Raw genomic sequence first — 16,940 nt, 5'->3', positions numbered from 1 at the left:
TCTTTCGCTCAAGGGGGTGCTACAATTCGCCTCCTTTGATTTCTTAACAGGTTTCAAATTTACCGTGATGCATTGCGCCCGCTACAACGACGGCACCTGCCGTTCCTGCCAATGGTTGGAAAAAGAGTATCCGCAGCAGTTGGAAGACAAACAGCAGCATTTGAATGACCTGCTGGCTGACCATTCGGTTTGTCAGTGGCTGCCCGCGCTTCCTTCGCCCCATAGCGGCTTTCGCAATAAAGCCAAGATGGTGGTGAGCGGCAGCGTCGAGCGTCCGCTGTTGGGTGTACTCCATCGCGACGGCACCTCGGTCGACCTGTGCGACTGCCCGCTTTATCCCGACAGTTTCAAGCCCGTGTTTACGGTACTGAAGACGTTTATCGCGCGGGCGGGATTAACGCCTTATCAAGTGGCTCGTCGGCGCGGCGAGCTGAAATATCTGCTGCTGACGGAAAGTCGGTTGAACGGGCATTTTATGCTGCGGTTTGTTTTACGCTCGGAAACCAAACTGAACCCATTGCGTGCGGCGCTGCCGTGGTTGCAGGAACAGCTGCCGCAGCTGGCGGTGATATCCGCCAACATCCAGCCCGTGCATCAGGCGATCATGGAAGGGGAGCAAGAAATCCCGCTCAGCCGCCAGCAGGTGCTGGAGGAAGCGTTTAATCAGATACCGCTGGCCATCCGCCCGCAAAGCTTCTTCCAGACCAACCCTGATGTGGCCGCGTCGCTATACGACACCGCCCGGCGCTGGGTACACGCGCTGCCGGTCCGCAGCCTGTGGGATTTGTTCTGCGGCGTGGGCGGATTTGGACTTCACTGCGCGACGCCGGAGATGACGTTGACCGGTATTGAAATCAGCGCCGAGGCTATCGCTTGCGCGCGACGCTCCGCCGAACTGCTCGGGCTGAAGAAAGTGCACTTCGAGGCGCTGGATTCGACGCGGTTTGCCATCGGAAAAGGCGCGGTGCCGGATTTGGTTATCGTGAATCCGCCTCGTCGCGGCATTGGGGACGACCTCTGTCAGTATCTCAGTCGAATGGCACCGCCGTACCTTCTCTATTCCAGCTGCAACGCCCAAAGTATGGCGAAGGATATGTCGCGGCTCCCCGGCTATCGCGCCGAACAAATCCAGCTGTTCGATATGTTTCCGCATACCGCGCACTATGAAGTGCTGACCTTGCTGAAACGGGTAGCGTAAATTCAGCGCAGGGTGTCAGCCCGGGAGTGATGTCGATGGAGATCGACGGCGAGTAGAGACAGGGCGGCGAGTTACAGCATGGAAAGGGGACAGATGGGGAATGAGGCGGGTGAAGACGGGCTGCACCGCAGCCCGATGACGTTAGCGCGTGTGCGACTTACTGCGCCGGGAACCACTTATCGCTAATCGTTTTATAAGTGCCGTTCGCCTTTACATCGCTGAGCGCCTGATTCAATTTCGCCAGCAAGGCGGAGTTGTCCGGACGCACGGCAATCCCCAAACCGATGCCGAAGTAGGCCGGGTCAGTAATTTTTTCACCCACCGCCCCCAGTTCAGGGCTGTTTTTCAGCCATTCATCGACGACCGCGGTATCACCGAACACCCCATCGATACGGCCATTTTTGAGGTCAATGATGGCGTTTTGGTAACTATCGTAAGACACCGTCTGTATCTCAGGATGCTTCTCATTAAGGTATTTCTGGTGAGTGGTGCCGTTTTCCATACCGATACGTTTGCCCTTAAGATCGGCAAATGTCGCGAACTTTCCTTTCTGTGAGATCACAATGGCGGAGTTGGCATAGTAAGGCTGTGAAAAGGCGACCTGCTTGCTGCGCTCTGGGGTGATGTCCATTCCGGAAATGACGGCGTCATAACGACGGAATTTCAGCGCCGGGATCAGGCTGTCGAAAGCCTGATTAGTGAAGGTACATGTCGCCTTCATCTGGTCGCACATGGCCTTGGCCAGATCAATATCGAAGCCGGCGATCTGATTATTCGCATCCATAAAATCAAACGGCGGATAGGTAGCCGAAGAGGCAAACCGAATGTTGTCTGCAGCCGCAACGCCAAAGCTCATTCCAGCCAACAGAGTGGCAAGTACCCATTTCTTCATTGTGTTCACTCCAGATCGTTATAGTTAGACGAAATTACGGTCCGCCCTAGAGGCTTACCTTGCCACCGAGTGAATTTATATGCAAACAAAACAATTACAAATTCAATGGCAAAAGGGCAGTCAACGGTGACTAAGGTTTTGAATGCTGGACGATAAGCGACGCATTCCACTCATTGGCGTGTGCGTACTGAGTGCATAAAAAAGCCCGAGAGAGTCGGGCTCTTTCGGGCTGGAAGCATCACAATCGTGCGTGGTTATGCATCGTGATTTTCAAAGGCCAGAGCCCGGCGTTCAACCATCCGCAGAATTAACGTTAGCAGTCCATTCACACAAAGGTAAACGATGCCGGCGGCGCCAAACACCAAAACGTCATAAGTCCGACCATAAAGCAGTTGCCCGTAGCCCATCACATCCATCAGTGTGATGGTATAGGCGAGAGAGGTCCCTTTAAACACCAGCACGACTTCGTTCGAGTAGGACGACAGCGCGCGTTTGAAGGCGAAAGGCAGCAGAATGCGTAGCGTCTGGCGTTTGTTCATCCCGAGGGCCGCGCAGGATTGCCACTGACCGTCTGGAATGGCGCGCACCGCGCCATAAAATAGCTGGGTGGTGTAGGCGGCGCTATTGAGCGCCAGCGCGATCATGGCGCACAACCATGGCTGAGAGAGTAGAGACCAAAGCCAGGGGATCTGCTTGATGGCGTCGAACTGGCCCGGACCATAGTAGATCAGGAAGATCTGTACCAGCAGCGGGGTGCCGGTAAACAACGTAATGTAAGCGCGGGAGGCCAGGGAGAGCAGCGGCGTCTTCAGCGTCAGCACGATGGTCAGCAGCAGCGACAAAAACAGCGCCGCAATCAGCGCGGTGACCGTCAGCGTGATGCTGGTATGCAGCCCCTTGAGCAGCTCAGGAATATAGTCAAGCATCAGGAGGGCCTCCGTTCGAAGCGAGTGGCGCGAGTTTCAATACGTTTAAGGACCCACTGGCTCAACAGGGTGATCACTAGATAAATGGCTGCCGCTATCATGTACCAAGTGAAGGGCTCTTGCGTACGCGTTGCAATGCTTTTGGTCTGCAGCATGAGGTCGTTGACGCTGATGAGCGAGACCAGCGCCGTGTCTTTCAGCAGCACCAGCCACTGGTTTCCCAGCCCAGGCAGCGCATGGCGCCACATCTGCGGCATGATGAGACGGCGGAAGATTGCGCCTTTCGTCATTCCCAGCGCCTGTCCGGACTCCCACTGACCGCGCGGGACTGATTTCAACGCGCCGCGCAGCGTCTGTGACGCATAGGCGGCGTACAGCAAGGCCAATGCGATTACGCCGCACAGAAACGGGCTGACCTCAAATGTTTCAATATCCAACTGCACCGGTATTTGGAACAGATACAAATTAATGCTGAATCCGTCCGCCAGAATCAGCAGCAGCTGGGAAGAGCCGAAGTAGATAAACAGCACGACCAGAATTTCCGGCAGGCCGCGCAGCAAAGTCACCAATGCGGTGCCGCAGGCGCTGACGATTTTCCAGCGCGCCGTTTCCCACAGGGCAAACAGCATCGCCAAAATCAGGCCTAAAAACAGGGCGCAAAGGGCAAGGCCGACGGTCATCCCGGCGGCGCTGGCTAAAGGGTGTAATTCAATCATCGGGTATCAGACTATTGCTGGAACCATTTTTGATAAAGGGCCTGGTAAGTCCCATCCTGTTTGATGCTGTTCAGTGCGTTATTGAATTTCTGCAGCAGCGCATCATTATGCAAACGAACCGCGATGCCCAGACCGGCGCCAAAGTACGCCTTGTTCGTCACCTTATCGCCGACGACGGCCAGGTTGGCGTTCTGCTTCAGCCATTCGTTGACCACAGCGGTATCCCCGAACACGGCAGAAACACGGCCGTTTTTCAGATCCAGCACCGCATTCTGATAGCTGTCGTAAGGCACGACGGTAATGTCCTGATGCGTTTCCAGCAGGTACTTCTGATGGGTGGTGCCGTTCTGCACGCCGACGCGTTTGCCATTAAGCGCGGAAACATCCTTCACGCTATCTTTCTGTGCGATGAACAGCGCGGAGTTGTCATAGTACGGCTGGGTAAAGTTGACCTGACGCTGACGCTCCGGCGTGATGTCCATGCCGGCGATGACGGCATCGAAGCGACGGAATTTCAGGCCCGGTATCAGGCTGTCAAACGACTGATTATTAAATGTACAGGTCGCTTCCATTTTCCGACACAGAGCGTTAGCCAAATCGATGTCAAATCCCTGAATCTGGTTATCCGCACCGACAAATTCGAAGGGGGGATAAGAGGCTTCGGTGGCGAAACGCAGGGTGTTTGCTGCGCTGGCTGACAGGCTCAATCCGGCAAGCAGCGCGGCCACAAATACCTTTTTCATAGGGCTTTCCTGAATCATCAGTGTGATAGGTAGCTGGCAAACTCTTGGGTTTGCGGCTGAGTGAAGTGCGAGGCGTCGCCATGCTCCACAACGCGCCCGTCTTCCATATACACCACGCGGCTGGCGGTTTTACGCGCGAAATCGACCTCATGCGTGACGATGACCTGAGTGATGCCGGTTTGGCTCAGCTCCTGGATAATGCCCACGACCTGTGCGGTGATCTCCGGGTCCAGCGCCGCGGTGGGTTCATCGAACAGCAGGACCTGGGGTTCCATCATCAGCGCTCGGGCAATGGCGACACGTTGTTGCTGTCCGCCCGAAAGATGCAGCGGATAGCGGTCGGCGAAGTCGTTCAGACGCAGGCGTTTCAGCAGCTTTTCAGCACGAGCGTGCGCTTCCTGACGGCCTAATCCCAGCACGCGGCAAGGCGCTTCGACCAGGTTCTGCTGCACCGTGAGATGCGGCCACAGGTTATATTGCTGAAACACCATCCCTACGTTTTGGCGGAGTTCGCGAATTGCGTCGTCGCCCGGCGTGCGGGTAAAGTCAAACTGGTTACCGGCGATAGACAACGAACCGGAACGCGGCATCTCCAGCAAGTTTAGCACTCGCAGAAGGGAGCTTTTTCCCGCGCCGCTGGGCCCTAACAGGACCAGCGTTTCACCGGCCGGGCAGTCAAGGGTGACATCGAACAGCGCCTGATGCGCGCCGTAGAAACAGTTAATGCTGTTTAGTTGAATACTCATGCGCAAGAATTGAATAGACATTGATGCCGCAAATGGTAACGTTGGCAGAATAGTTATGCAATCGCCACGGGTTAAAATTTGCAAACAGGCGTTTTATTGCCCGCTTAATAGCATAAAATAACGATTTCCCGTCTTCATCGCCTGATTTCTCAGGTGATAACCACACCTCATAAACGATTTTTTATCGCCTGTTTTGTTTTCAACAGGAAAACAGCGGTGAATCTGCCGGAGGATTCACTGCGCCAGCAGGCTATACTTCCGTCTCGGGTTTTGCGCAGACGGCGACACCTTTTCATTGTCGCCGCGCGAACATCCTGACGATGTATTTGACGACTCATCCGAATTCCTCAAGGAGATTGCCATGCAACTGTCTACGACTCCCACGCTCGAAGGCTTTGTGATTACTGAATACTGCGGCGTGGTCGCGGGCGAAGCGATACTCGGCGCGAATATCTTCCGGGATTTTTTCGCCGGGATCCGAGATATCGTCGGCGGCCGCTCAGGCGCTTACGAGAAGGAACTGCGGCGCGCGCGCCAGATTGCGTTTAAAGAGCTGGAAGAACAAGCGGCGGACTTAGGCGCCAATGCCGTAGTGGGTATCGATATCGATTATGAAACTGTCGGCAAGGACAGCAGTATGCTGATGGTCACGATCAGCGGCACTGCCGTCAAACTCAGCCGCTGACGGTGGCGGGCTGATGCGTAGCATGCTGTTTTCCGGGGTACTGGCGTTGCTCGCCGGATGCAAGGCGCCCGTCACGGCCGTACCGGTATCGCACATTGGCCAGGATTACCAACTGTCTACGGCGGATGTGTCGCGCAATCAGACTTCCCGCGTCAAACTGCTGGTCATTCATTACACCGCGGAGGACTTCGCCAACTCGCTGCATCTCCTGACGCAGGGCGAGGTCAGCGCGCACTATCTGATCCCCGAAAAGCCGCCGCTTAGCGCGGGCGTCCCCGTGGCGTGGCAGCTAGTGCCGGAGTCCCAGGCCGCGTGGCATGCCGGGATCAGCTATTGGCGTGGAGCGGTTCAACTGAATTCCCTCTCCGTGGGAATAGAATTGGAGAATAAGGGCTACCGTTGTTCGTTGTTGGGGAGCTGCCGCTGGGCGCCGTATTCGCCGCAACAGGTGGCGCTGCTGGCGCATCTGGCGCGGGATATCCTGGAGCGCCACCAGATCGCGCCTTGGAATGTGGTCGCCCACAGCGATATCGCACCGCAAAGAAAGGTTGACCCCGGACCGTTATTCCCCTGGAAAGCGCTGGCGGAGGCCGGTATCGGCGCCTGGCCTGATACGGATAGGGTACGATTTTATCTGGCGGGCCGCGCGCGGGATGAGCCGGTCGCTGTGCGTCCGCTGCTGGATAAGCTGGCTCGCTATGGCTACGAGGTCAATGATTTGATCACGACGCAACAGCAGCAGCGTGTGATCGCGGCCTTCCAGATGCATTTCCGTCCCCAACGCTATGACGGAGTTGCCGATGCTGAAACCGAGGCTATCGTGGATTCGCTGCTGGAGAAATACGGGGGGCAGTAGCGGGTGTTCACCTGCTCTGTGGGTTCAGGCGACGAACATCGCGATCAAGACCGGCGACAGCAGGCTCAGTATGAAACCGTGCACGATGGCGGGCGGAACCATGTCGACGCCGCCGCTGCGTTGCAGTACCGGCAGCGTAAAGTCCATCGAGGTAGCGCCGCACAAGCCCAGTGCGCTGGCGCGGCGGGATCGAATCAGGCTCGGGATCAGCATGATGGCGATCAGTTCACGCGCCAGATCGTTAAAGAATGCCGCGCTCCCGATAACCGGACCGTAGGCATCAGTCATCAAAATGCCCGACAGCGAATACCAGCCATAGCCGGAAGCCATCGCCAGACCGGTTTTCAAAGGCATGTCGAGCAGCAGCGAAGCCAGCGCGCCGCCGCACAACGCGCTGACGGCCACGACACCGGCGATAATCGTGCCGCGACGATTGATAACGATTTGGCGCAAGGTCATACCGCTGTTGCGCAGTTGGATCCCGACCAGGCACAGCAGCACGAGCAGCGCGTATTCTCCGCCTGAGGCTGCGAACTTCAAGAAAGACCATTGGCTCAGCCCCAGCAGGAACCCCGCTAGCACCACCCCGCATAGCTGCAGCGATTCCAGCATCATTTTTAGTCGGGAAGGGATCTCCTCATAGGAAAGCGCCGTGGCCGTCCAGGCGCTGCGTTTTTCCAGCAACCATAGCGCCAACAGATTCGCCGCGATAATGCAGACGGTATAAACGGTGGCATATTGCAGTACGGCAAGCAGGTTGCTGCCCAGATTTTCCAGAAAGGCCAGGCTGATGCCCATTAGGAACAGGATGACGTACACCATCCAGCTCAGTAGCCGGTTCACGCCTTGCAGTAGGGTTTTATTGCGCACAGGGATCAGATAGCCGAGTATCAGCGGCAGCAGAATGATCAGTAATCCTGAATACATAGTGAAGATTTTCCTTGGGAAAGTGGCGCGGTTTGGCTGGAGTGATAAGTTGTAATTATGTGATTTTAAATAAAAAACAAAATCGGGTAAAGCAGTGATGGCGGGCGAAATCAGACCCTGCCGAAGCGTGTCTCCATGCAGGTCATGACATAGCCCATGAGGAGGGGCGGATGTATCTGGAAAAGGTCGATATTGTTGGTTTCCGGGGAATTAACCGGCTGTCTCTGGCGTTGGATGAGAATACGGTCTTGATTGGCGAAAATGCCTGGGGAAAATCCAGTTTGCTCGACGCGCTCTCTTTACTGCTGTCCCCCGCGCCGCCGCTATATCGCTTCCAGCTGGATGACTTCCATTTCACTCCCGGCGACGAGGCCAGCCGTGAAAACCACCTCCAGATCGTTTTCACGTTTCGTGAAACCGATGTGGGTCATCATCAATCTGCACGCTACCGTAAGCTATTTCCTTTATTTATTCACGGGGACGAGCGCCTCAAACGCATTGTTTATCGCCTTGAAGGTGAGGTCGATCAGTCGAAAGCGGTCAAGACCAGGCGCAGTTTTCTGGACGAGCACGGGCAAGCGCGTTCTCTGTCGGATATTGATGCGCTGGCGCAGACGTTAATTCATCTTCATCCGGTGCTCAGGCTGCGCGATGCTCGTTTCATGCGGCGGCAGCCCGTGCCGTCAATCGAACCTGAGGTCGAAAACGGAGAACATCTGGCGCAGCAGTTTGAACTGCTGGTGGAGTCGCTGGGGCAGAACCCTCATCGCATGACCAATCGTGAACTGCACCAAGGGGTGGCGATTATGCGTCAATTGGTCGAACACTATTTCTCCGAACAGAATGCGGCGCCCAACGATCGTCATCAGCGACATGCGCGTCTGGGCGGCGGCCGCTCATGGCGAGCGCTTGATACCATCAACCGCATGATGGCCGGCCCCAACAGCCGGAATCATCGCATTATTTTGCTTAGCCTGTTCGTGACGCTACTGCAGGCGAAAGGCGCGGTGAGGCTCGACCCTGAGGCTCGCCCGCTGCTGCTGATAGAAGACCCGGAAACCCGGCTGCATCCGATTATGCTTTCCGTAGCCTGGGGCCTGTTAAGCCAATTGCCGCTTCAGAAAATGACCACGACCAACTCCGGCGAATTGCTATCGCTGGTGCCGGTAGAACAGCTTTGTCGGCTGGTGCGAAATGCAACCAGGGTGGCAACGTATCGTCTCGGGCCACAAGGCATGTCGGTGGAGGACGCGCGCCGTATTGCCTTCCACATCCGCATCAACCGGCCTGCGTCGCTGTTTGCGCGCTGTTGGCTGCTGGTGGAAGGGGAAACGGAAGTGTGGATGATTGGCGAGCTAGCGCGTCAATGCGGTCACCGCTTCGGCGCTGAGGGGGTGAAGGTGGTTGAGTTCGCGCAGGCCGGGCTGAGGCCGCTGCTTAAATTCGCCCAGCGCATGGGAATTGAATGGCATGTGCTGGTTGACGGCGATGAAGCGGGTAAAAAATATGCCGCGACGACCCGAAGTCTGCTGGTGGATCAGCATGAACATGAACGAGACCATTTGACGGTGCTGCCGGCGCGAGATATGGAATATTTCATGTATAAGAGCGGATTCGCTCAGGTTTATCACCGCGTCGCGCAGTTGCCGGATAATGTGCCGCTATCGCCAACTAAAATCATCGCCAAGGCCATTCATCGTACTTCCAAGCCGGATCTTGCCATAGAAGTGGCCATGGAAGCGGCGACAGGGGGGGAAAGGGCAATTCCGCCGCTGATGCGTCATATGTTTTCACGTGTGCTTTGGCTGGCGCGGGGGCGGGCTGAATAGCGACGACAGATGACAATAGCGCGCTCGACAGGCTTTACCCTCGTAATAGAACATTTGTTTCACGAACTCGCTCCAGTTTTATTGTCTTGAGCGCGCCACGTTTAATTGTCCGTTGTCCTTCAGTAAGCCCGAATGAAATTTTTACAGTGGAAGGGAAAGTAATTATAATCGCGCCGCTTTTTGTTGTTTCTGATTTATATGAAACTCAATTTTACTGCAGCAATAAAATAAGGATATATTTTTAATGGAAAAGGCAAAGGCGATACTCTCTTCTCGACCCATTTTTATTTCTCGCCCCGGCATTGCCAGCAGTCTAGGCGCTTTTATTGCGGCCTTGTTAATATTATGTGTTGCATTGGTGTTCGCTAAAAGTGAAGTGCCTGATATTTATCGTGACTACATTATTAGTAAAAGCCCGTTAGTCATGGAGGATGCCGGTATTTCCCTGGGGAAATGCCGAATGAAATATAGCATTACGCTCTGCTCTGCGGATGTGAAGTACAAATATAAGAACGAAGTCCATGCCTCAAAGATAAATATCATGTTTTTGGACATTTCGCGCAGCAACTACACGACGGATGTCGTCATCTCGTCCGAGCATCCGGAAATGGCGACGCTGACTCTGGGATTAGAGAAATTGAATAACCGAATCATCGCTGCCGGGGGACTTATCGGCGCTTTGCTTATTCTGGCGGCCCTGTCGTTTAATAACAGCGTGAAATTTTTCCGTGCTGGGCGTAAAGCAAAATGCCTGTCGAAATTAACACTTGTTCCTGTCGAACTCGACGACATCAGAAAATCGTTTTTCATACGCGTGCAGCCGTATACCTATATCGGCGAAGATAAAAAGAAAATCAAACTGGCGAGTCTGCTGAAATGCAATGAACAGCCCATTTATCTGGATGAGAGCATGAAACAGGGATGGGCGGTACTCCTGAAAGAGGTCAATATTCCTGTTTTGCTGGACGACCGTTTAATGCGACTGGAACTCAGCGATGAAGAGCGAGAATCGCTTCGCACCGCATTTGAACTCTGACCGCGAGCGCTTCATAACCGATATTTTCGCTACGGTGGCGGTGCGGATAGTCGCCGGTTTGATGTTAATTAACCTCTGCGGTCGTTAAGATAAAAAGGCTGGCCACCTTGGTGACCAGCCTTGCAGGCAGATTCAGCGCCAACGCCGCGACGTACTTGGTCAGTCGTTAGGCCACCGGCTCGTCAATAAATGGCACAATCAGGCTGGCATGATTGCCTTTCGGTCCCTGGTGCACACTGTAATTAACCACCTGGCCCGCTTTCAGCGTGCGGTAGCCGTCCATCTGGATAGTTGAGTAGTGTGCGAAAATGTCTTCCCCTCCGCCCTCTGGGCAAATAAAACCAAAGCCTTTGGCGTTATTGAACCATTTAACAGTACCCGTCTCCATACATCTCCATCCTTCATAAGCGTATTTTTACGGTGGGGTTATTGGTTAAGGTGAAATCAAAATTGATTAAAACTTCATCAATCACACTAAGACTCTATTAAAATTGCGTGGGTCGTCAAGCGCGATGGATTAGGCGGCGCGTCGGCTTCGCCAAAATTTGATATGGGTAACGGAATGGCGGGGAAGATTACGCCTATCGCAGAAATGGGTTGATGTACTTTTGTTGCCGGGTGATTTTGGTTCGGCAATGGTAAAATAAAAAACAGACGTGCTACTGTTAAGTACGGTAGACCAGGGCAAAACACAGTTAAGATTTGGAAAAACGATGGGAAATCATAGTACGTGGTCGCACACTGAGGACCAGACCAAGCTCGCCATACTGAAGCATTGCAGCCGCCGTCCATGTATAACGTTGTGCTCATCAACGACGATTACACGCCGATGGAGTTTGTTATTGACGTACTGCAAAAGTTTTTTTCTTATGATATCGAACGTGCAACGCAACTGATGCTTACGGTTCATTACCAGGGAAAGGCTATCTGCGGCGTATACAGCGCTGAAGTGGCAGAAACCAAGGCCGATCAGGTTAATCGTTATGCTAAAGAGAACGAGCATCCGTTGCTATGTACGCTGGAAAAAGCCTGATTTAAGGCAATATATTGGGGGAGGTGCCTATGCTCAATCAAGAACTGGAACTCAGTCTCAACATGGCTTTCGCCAGAGCGCGTGAGCACCGTCAAGAGTTTATGACCGTGGAGCATTTGCTGCTGGCATTGCTCAGCAATACCTCCGCACGTGAAGCACTGGACGCATGCACGGTCGACCTGGATGCTTTACGTCAGGAACTGGAAACCTTCATCGAACAAACAACGCCAACGCTGCCTGAGAGCGAAGCGGAACGCGATACGCAGCCGACGCTGAGCTTCCAACGTGTGCTCCAGCGTGCGGTATTCCACGTACAATCCTCAGGACACAGCGAAGTCTCCGGCGCCAACGTGCTGGTCGCCATTTTCAGCGAACAGGAATCGCAAGCCGCCTATCTGCTGCGCAAGCACGACGTCAGCCGCCTTGATGTGGTGAATTTCATTTCCCATGGTACGCGTAAAGAAGAGTCCGGGCCGTCGGTCAGCCAGGAAAATCCGGTGAACGAAGAGCAGGCTGGAGGGGAGGAGCGTATGGAGAATTTCACCACCAACCTTAATCAACTGGCTCGCGTGGGCGGTATTGACCCGCTTATTGGTCGCGAACGTGAACTGGAACGCACGGTTCAGGTGCTGTGCCGTCGTCGTAAAAATAACCCGCTGTTGGTTGGTGAATCCGGCGTCGGTAAAACGGCCATCGCCGAAGGCCTGGCCTGGCGTATCGTTCAGGGCGATGTTCCCGAGGTGATCGCCGACTGTACCATCTACTCTCTGGATATCGGTTCGCTGCTCGCAGGCACCAAATATCGCGGTGATTTCGAGAAGCGCTTTAAGGCGCTCCTGAAACAGCTGGAGCAGGATCAAACCAGCATCCTGTTTATCGATGAGATTCATACCATCATCGGCGCGGGCGCCGCCTCAGGCGGTCAGGTCGATGCGGCGAACCTGATTAAGCCGCTGCTGTCGAGCGGTAAAATTCGCGTTATCGGCTCCACGACCTATCAGGAGTTCAGCAACATTTTTGAAAAGGACAGGGCGCTGGCGCGTCGCTTCCAGAAGATCGACATTACTGAACCGAGTGTTGAAGAGACGGTGCGGATCATCAACGGCCTGAAACCGAAATATGAAGCTCACCATGATGTGCGCTACACCGCGAAAGCCGTGCGCGCCGCCGTTGAGCTGGCGGTGAAATATATCAACGACCGTCATCTGCCGGACAAGGCGATCGACGTGATCGATGAAGCCGGCGCGCGTAGCCGACTGATGCCGGTCAGCAAACGCAAGAAAACCGTCAACGTCGCGGATATTGAATCGGTCGTGGCGCGCATTGCTCGGATTCCCGAGAAGAGTGTTTCCGCCAGTGACCGTGATGTGCTGAAAAACCTGGGCGACCGTCTGAAAATGCTGGTGTTCGGTCAGGATAAAGCCATCGAGGCGCTGACCGAGGCCATCAAGATGAGCCGCGCTGGATTGGGTCACGAACGCAAACCGGTGGGTTCGTTCCTGTTTGCCGGGCCGACGGGAGTGGGTAAAACCGAAGTCACGGTACAGTTGGCGAAAGCCATGGACATCGAACTGCTGCGCTTTGATATGTCCGAATACATGGAGCGCCATACGGTGAGTCGTCTAATCGGCGCCCCTCCGGGTTATGTCGGGTACGATCAGGGCGGTCTGCTGACGGATGCAGTGATTAAACATCCGCATGCCGTCCTATTGCTCGATGAAATCGAAAAAGCGCATCCCGATGTGTTTAACTTGCTGCTGCAGGTAATGGATAACGGCACCCTGACCGACAACAACGGTCGCAAGGCTGATTTCCGTAATGTCATATTGGTCATGACGACCAACGCCGGGATTCGTGAAACTCAGCGTAAATCTATCGGGCTGATACAGCAGGATAACAGCAGCGATGCGATGGAAGAGATTAAGAAGGTGTTTACGCCGGAATTCCGTAACCGTCTGGACGGCATCATCTGGTTCAACCATCTCTCTACCGAAGTAATTCAGCAGGTGGTGGATAAATTCATCGTTGAACTGCAGGCGCAGCTGGATGCCAAAGGCGTGTCGCTGGAAGTCAGCGAAGATGCGCGCGACTGGCTGGCTGAGAAAGGTTACGACAAAGCGATGGGCGCGCGGCCGATGGCGCGGATCATTCAGGAGAATCTGAAGAAACCGCTGGCCAACGAACTGCTCTTTGGCTCGCTGGTGGAAGGGGGATCCGTTACCGTAGAACTGGATTCCACGACCCAGCAGCTGAGCTATAGCTTCCACAGCGCGCAGAAACGCAAAACTGAGGGCGCGGTATCGTCCTAACCACGCGTTATTCGCTAACCCCAACGTCAAGGGCATCCGAATGGATGCCCTTGTTTTTAGAGAATATGCCTCAGGGTTAATCAAAGTGAGATCGGTGAGACGTTTTAATCGTCTTGATCCTGATGGGGCGGATAGAGACTCAACAGTTTAAGCGTGACGCCATTCGTCCAGCCAAAACCATCTTGCAGTTCGTACTCGCCCCCGCCGCCGCCGCCAAGTTCGCCGGTTTCAACCGCATATTTCTCCACCAACTTATGCTCGCGTTCATAGGTATGCCGAACGCTGTTTAGAAAACGGACCGCGATTTCTTCGGCGAGCGGCTCTTGCTGGTAATAGCGTAGCCCTTCCACCGCGACCCACTGCAAGGGCGCCCACGCGTTCGGCGCGTCCCATTGCTGGTGAGAGTGTAGAGTGGTCGTCACCATCCCTCCTTCCTGAACCAGCTCGTTACGGACCGCCTGGGCAGTCTCTTGCGCGTAATTCGGTGGGGCGGCCTGGACATACAGCGGAAACAGGGTTGCCGCGGTCAACTGCTGGCTCACTTTGCCTTGGCGCCAATCGTAATCCGCGTAGTATTGCTTTTCCGCGTTCCAAAAGTAGCGATTCAACGCCTGCTTGCGTTTGTCGGCCCTGAGAGCGTAACGATCAGCGTCGGTCATCTTGTTGGCTAAACGACTGGCTTTCGACAGCACCATCTCATTGTGATAGAGCAACGCATTCAGATCGACCGGCAGGATATCAGTAGTGTGGATCGTCGACAGCTTCATCGGGTCTTTCAACCAGCGTGAACTGAAGTCCCATCCAGAGGCTGCTCCCGCGCGTAGGTCACGGTATAGCTGCGGTCGTTCGCTTTCCGGCACTTCGCTGGCGGTGGTGACGTCGTCGAGCCAAGACTCGGTCCTGGGGACGTTGCGATCGTCCCAGTAGCGGTTTAGTACATCATCGCCGAGGCGGACGACGCGTTTGTCGGCCTGTCCGGGCTGTAGGCTGTTTTCTCCGTCCATCCAGTACTGATATTCCCGCTTCATCTGCGGCAGATAGGTCACCAGCAAATTGTCGCCGTCATGCTTCGCCAGCAGCTCTACCATTTTAGTGAAGAAGGGGGGCTGTGAACGGCTCAGATAATAGGTGCGATTACCGTTGGGGATGTGTCCGTAACGGTCGATCTGGTAGGCGAAGTTTTGCACCATGTTGCGGATGAGACCCCACTGGTCGCTTTCCGCAAGGCCTAACATGGTGAAATAGCTATCCCAGTAATAGACTTCGCGGAAGCGTCCGCCCGGCACCACATAGGCGTTGGGCAGCGGCAAGAGCGAGTCCCAGCGGGTAATGTCGGGTGTACTGCGCGTAAGGTGTGGCCACAAATCGATGATATGCTCCCGCAGCGTCTGGCCGCCGGGTGGGATATAACCTTTACCGTCTGCAGGAATGGTGAAGTTATGCAGGACAAAATGCTGCAGGTCAAAATTGTTCAGCCGCCGCTGCATATAGTAATCCGCCATGATGGCCGAGGGCGAGTAGCGGGGAACCGCGTCTACAAACGTTTTTTGATCCGGAAACATTTTCGCTTTCTGCACTGCTTCGAAAAGCGGCCCCATCGTGATATCCGGCGGAGCCGTGGCGATAGGCTGCGGGTTTTCTGCGTGAGCGCTCTTCATCACCATAACGGGAAAAGCCAGGATTGTGGTTATCTGTAAAATAATCAAAAACGGATATGTCCTCATTGCCTGGAGGGTTAACATCGCTCGCTCTACTCCTCTATTATGTGCAAATTGAGCAATAAAAAAGCAACAATTTTGTAAATATTGCTCAATGCAATGATCTTAGGGCAAAGAGATATATGAGACGTTAATCGAAGAGTGATCTGCTGAGAGGGTCACAGGCTGAGATGTGAAATATGTGAAGGTGGGCACAAAAAACAAAAGCCCTGACCGCAAGCGGAAAGGGCAGGAGGGCGAACATCCTCGTGGGATCGCGTTAAGCGATGGCGGGCCTGTTAGCGGCTACGGAAGACAATGCGGCCTTTGCTCAGGTCGTACGGGGTCAGCTCCACTGTGACTTTGTCACCCGTCAGGATGCGGATATAGTTTTTACGCATTTTACCGGAGATATGAGCGGTAACCACGTGCCCGTTTTCCAATTCAACGCGGAACATGGTGTTGGGCAGCGTATCCAGTACGGTGCCTTGCATTTCAATATTGTCTTCTTTGGCCATCGAATCCTCTAGGTTTTACTACCTTAGTTTTTAACCGGCAAGATAATGCCGAAAAACCCACATTATGTAAAGAAGCGTTGCGACTCCGCGCTTGATTAATTCATCATAGGTGGGTCGTTTAGTTAGGCGAGCGGCAGCGTTTGTCTCTGCCAGCACGGTTCACCCAGCGTAATGGGCCGCAATTGGGAAAGGTGTTGCAGGAACTCCCAGCGCGGTATTTCCGTCGCTCCCAGCGATGCCGTGTGCTCGTTTAATATCTGGCAGTCAATCAGTTGTCCGCCGTGGCGAACAAAGTGACGCAAAAACGCCAGTAAACCGCACTTCGAAGCGTTGTCCGCACGGCTAAACATTGACTCGCCGCAGAACAAGGCGCCTTGAGAAATGCCGTACAGTCCGCCGATCAGCCTGTCATTATGCCACACTTCCACCGATTGCGCCTGTCCTGCCTGATGCAGTTGGCAATAAGCGTCAATAATATCATCGTCGATCCAGGTGCCTTCTTCCCGTTCGGTGGCGCAAGCCCTGATTACCTCGGTAAAGGCCTGATTCAACGTGACCTGATACTCGGTCTTGCGGATGAATTTTTTCATACTGCGGCTGAGATGAAATGCCTCAGGAAACAGGACGGCGCGCGGGTCGGGCGACCACCATAAGACGGGCTCTCCCGGCGAATACCAGGGGAAGATGCCGTGCTGATAAGCCGCCATCAATCGTGACGGCGCCAAATCGCCCCCGAATGCCAGCAGGCCGTTTGGATGGTTTAACGCCACCTCCGGATCGGGAAACTGCACGGAGAAGGGCGACAGCTCAAACAGTTGCATGACTGGCC

Annotated in this window: 16 protein-coding genes and 1 pseudogene; 7 read left to right on the top strand and 10 right to left on the bottom strand. The window is 54.4% G+C overall.

Annotation, left to right across the window (positions count from 1 at the left end; all coding sequences use genetic code 11):
* Positions 1–67: 67 nt before the first annotated feature.
* Positions 68–1,198, top strand: a complete 1,131-nt coding sequence (gene rlmC / locus AU511_RS03770) for a 23S rRNA (uracil(747)-C(5))-methyltransferase RlmC (RefSeq protein ID WP_094108834.1) — start codon at positions 68–70, stop codon at positions 1,196–1,198.
* A 157-nt stretch (positions 1,199–1,355) separates the two neighbouring features.
* On the opposite strand, the gene AU511_RS03765 is transcribed toward rlmC, so the two are convergent.
* From AU511_RS03765 to artP, 5 genes are all read right to left on the bottom strand, one after another.
* Entirely contained in the window at positions 1,356–2,090 is a 735-nt protein-coding gene (locus tag AU511_RS03765) for an arginine ABC transporter substrate-binding protein (protein ID WP_094108815.1), read from the bottom strand.
* 254 nt (positions 2,091–2,344) lie between these two features.
* On the bottom strand, positions 2,345–3,016 hold the full coding sequence (gene artM / locus AU511_RS03760) for an arginine ABC transporter permease ArtM (protein ID WP_094108814.1): 672 nt from the start codon (positions 3,014–3,016) through the stop codon (positions 2,345–2,347).
* Positions 3,016–3,732, bottom strand: a complete 717-nt coding sequence (gene artQ / locus AU511_RS03755; RefSeq protein ID WP_094101045.1) for an arginine ABC transporter permease ArtQ — start codon at positions 3,730–3,732, stop codon at positions 3,016–3,018. Before artQ ends, artM begins: the two co-directional genes overlap by 1 nt.
* 11 nt (positions 3,733–3,743) lie before the next feature.
* Positions 3,744–4,475 carry an arginine ABC transporter substrate-binding protein gene (gene artJ / locus AU511_RS03750; protein ID WP_094108813.1) on the bottom strand — a complete coding sequence of 244 codons (732 nt, stop codon included), beginning with the start codon at positions 4,473–4,475 and terminating at the stop codon, positions 3,744–3,746.
* 17 nt (positions 4,476–4,492) lie between these two features.
* A complete protein-coding gene (gene artP, locus AU511_RS03745; RefSeq protein WP_167371994.1) occupies positions 4,493–5,221 on the bottom strand; it encodes an arginine ABC transporter ATP-binding protein ArtP in 729 nt (242 codons plus the stop codon).
* Positions 5,222–5,582: 361 nt separating this feature from the next.
* Here artP and AU511_RS03740 point away from each other — a divergent pair, with 361 nt between their 5' ends.
* Together AU511_RS03740 and AU511_RS03735 are read left to right on the top strand one after the other, a co-directional pair.
* Positions 5,583–5,906, top strand: coding sequence for a heavy metal-binding domain-containing protein (locus AU511_RS03740; RefSeq protein WP_094101048.1), 324 nt, complete (start codon positions 5,583–5,585; stop codon positions 5,904–5,906).
* Between the two features lie 13 nt (positions 5,907–5,919).
* Positions 5,920–6,762, top strand: coding sequence for an N-acetylmuramoyl-L-alanine amidase (locus tag AU511_RS03735; RefSeq protein ID WP_094108812.1), 843 nt, complete (start codon positions 5,920–5,922; stop codon positions 6,760–6,762).
* 24 nt (positions 6,763–6,786) lie between these two features.
* Here AU511_RS03735 and AU511_RS03730 read toward each other — a convergent pair whose 3' ends face one another.
* The gene (locus tag AU511_RS03730) at positions 6,787–7,689 is read right to left on the bottom strand and encodes a LysO family transporter (RefSeq protein ID WP_094108811.1); all 903 of its coding nucleotides are present in this window, start codon (positions 7,687–7,689) and stop codon (positions 6,787–6,789) included.
* Between the two features lie 170 nt (positions 7,690–7,859).
* Here AU511_RS03730 and AU511_RS03725 point away from each other — a divergent pair, with 170 nt between their 5' ends.
* Together AU511_RS03725 and AU511_RS03720 are read left to right on the top strand one after the other, a co-directional pair.
* Positions 7,860–9,518: an ATP-dependent nuclease gene (locus AU511_RS03725; protein ID WP_094108810.1), complete on the top strand. Its 1,659-nt coding sequence runs from the start codon at positions 7,860–7,862 to the stop codon at positions 9,516–9,518.
* Positions 9,519–9,762: 244 nt separating this feature from the next.
* Positions 9,763–10,554, top strand: a complete 792-nt coding sequence (locus AU511_RS03720; protein WP_094108809.1) for a hypothetical protein — start codon at positions 9,763–9,765, stop codon at positions 10,552–10,554.
* Between the two features lie 166 nt (positions 10,555–10,720).
* On the opposite strand, the gene cspD is transcribed toward AU511_RS03720, so the two are convergent.
* Positions 10,721–10,942, bottom strand: a complete 222-nt coding sequence (gene cspD, locus AU511_RS03715; protein WP_026740460.1) for a cold shock-like protein CspD — start codon at positions 10,940–10,942, stop codon at positions 10,721–10,723.
* 325 nt (positions 10,943–11,267) lie between these two features.
* Between cspD and clpS the strand changes: the two are divergent.
* Together clpS and clpA are read left to right on the top strand one after the other, a co-directional pair.
* Positions 11,268–11,587: pseudogene (gene clpS / locus AU511_RS03710) on the top strand (ATP-dependent Clp protease adapter ClpS).
* Positions 11,588–11,616: 29 nt separating this feature from the next.
* Positions 11,617–13,896, top strand: coding sequence for an ATP-dependent Clp protease ATP-binding subunit ClpA (clpA, locus tag AU511_RS03705; RefSeq protein WP_094102218.1), 2,280 nt, complete (start codon positions 11,617–11,619; stop codon positions 13,894–13,896).
* Positions 13,897–14,000: 104 nt separating this feature from the next.
* Here the strand turns inward: clpA and treA are convergent, their stop codons facing one another.
* The 3 genes from treA to aat form a co-directional block, all read right to left on the bottom strand.
* On the bottom strand, positions 14,001–15,638 hold the full coding sequence (gene treA, locus AU511_RS03700) for an alpha,alpha-trehalase TreA (protein WP_094108808.1): 1,638 nt from the start codon (positions 15,636–15,638) through the stop codon (positions 14,001–14,003).
* 254 nt (positions 15,639–15,892) lie between these two features.
* On the bottom strand, positions 15,893–16,111 hold the full coding sequence (gene infA, locus AU511_RS03695) for a translation initiation factor IF-1 (protein WP_002211347.1): 219 nt from the start codon (positions 16,109–16,111) through the stop codon (positions 15,893–15,895).
* A 122-nt stretch (positions 16,112–16,233) separates the two neighbouring features.
* Complete coding sequence (gene aat, locus AU511_RS03690; RefSeq protein ID WP_094108807.1) at positions 16,234–16,932, bottom strand: leucyl/phenylalanyl-tRNA--protein transferase; 699 nt, start codon at positions 16,930–16,932, stop codon at positions 16,234–16,236.
* Positions 16,933–16,940: the final 8 nt, after the last annotated feature.

Source organism: Lonsdalea iberica (assembly GCF_002111585.1).
In the GTDB taxonomy this organism is placed as follows: domain Bacteria; phylum Pseudomonadota; class Gammaproteobacteria; order Enterobacterales; family Enterobacteriaceae; genus Lonsdalea; species Lonsdalea iberica.
The sequence above is the reverse complement of the archived record's forward strand: the minus strand, read 5'-3'. Positions and strand labels throughout refer to the sequence as shown.

Coding starts and splice junctions, on each gene's coding strand:
- artM (WP_094108814.1), bottom strand. CDS start 3,016: ATGCTTGACTATATTCCTGAGCTGCTCAAGGGGCTGCATACCAGCATC.
- AU511_RS03725 (WP_094108810.1), top strand. CDS start 7,860: ATGTATCTGGAAAAGGTCGATATTGTTGGTTTCCGGGGAATTAACCGG.
- artP (WP_167371994.1), bottom strand. CDS start 5,221: ATGAGTATTCAACTAAACAGCATTAACTGTTTCTACGGCGCGCATCAG.
- infA (WP_002211347.1), bottom strand. CDS start 16,111: ATGGCCAAAGAAGACAATATTGAAATGCAAGGCACCGTACTGGATACG.
- cspD (WP_026740460.1), bottom strand. CDS start 10,942: ATGGAGACGGGTACTGTTAAATGGTTCAATAACGCCAAAGGCTTTGGT.
- AU511_RS03735 (WP_094108812.1), top strand. CDS start 5,920: ATGCGTAGCATGCTGTTTTCCGGGGTACTGGCGTTGCTCGCCGGATGC.
- artQ (WP_094101045.1), bottom strand. CDS start 3,732: ATGATTGAATTACACCCTTTAGCCAGCGCCGCCGGGATGACCGTCGGC.
- AU511_RS03740 (WP_094101048.1), top strand. CDS start 5,583: ATGCAACTGTCTACGACTCCCACGCTCGAAGGCTTTGTGATTACTGAA.
- artJ (WP_094108813.1), bottom strand. CDS start 4,475: ATGAAAAAGGTATTTGTGGCCGCGCTGCTTGCCGGATTGAGCCTGTCA.
- clpA (WP_094102218.1), top strand. CDS start 11,617: ATGCTCAATCAAGAACTGGAACTCAGTCTCAACATGGCTTTCGCCAGA.
- AU511_RS03730 (WP_094108811.1), bottom strand. CDS start 7,689: ATGTATTCAGGATTACTGATCATTCTGCTGCCGCTGATACTCGGCTAT.
- rlmC (WP_094108834.1), top strand. CDS start 68: ATGCATTGCGCCCGCTACAACGACGGCACCTGCCGTTCCTGCCAATGG.
- AU511_RS03765 (WP_094108815.1), bottom strand. CDS start 2,090: ATGAAGAAATGGGTACTTGCCACTCTGTTGGCTGGAATGAGCTTTGGC.
- aat (WP_094108807.1), bottom strand. CDS start 16,932: ATGCAACTGTTTGAGCTGTCGCCCTTCTCCGTGCAGTTTCCCGATCCG.
- treA (WP_094108808.1), bottom strand. CDS start 15,638: ATGTTAACCCTCCAGGCAATGAGGACATATCCGTTTTTGATTATTTTA.
- AU511_RS03720 (WP_094108809.1), top strand. CDS start 9,763: ATGGAAAAGGCAAAGGCGATACTCTCTTCTCGACCCATTTTTATTTCT.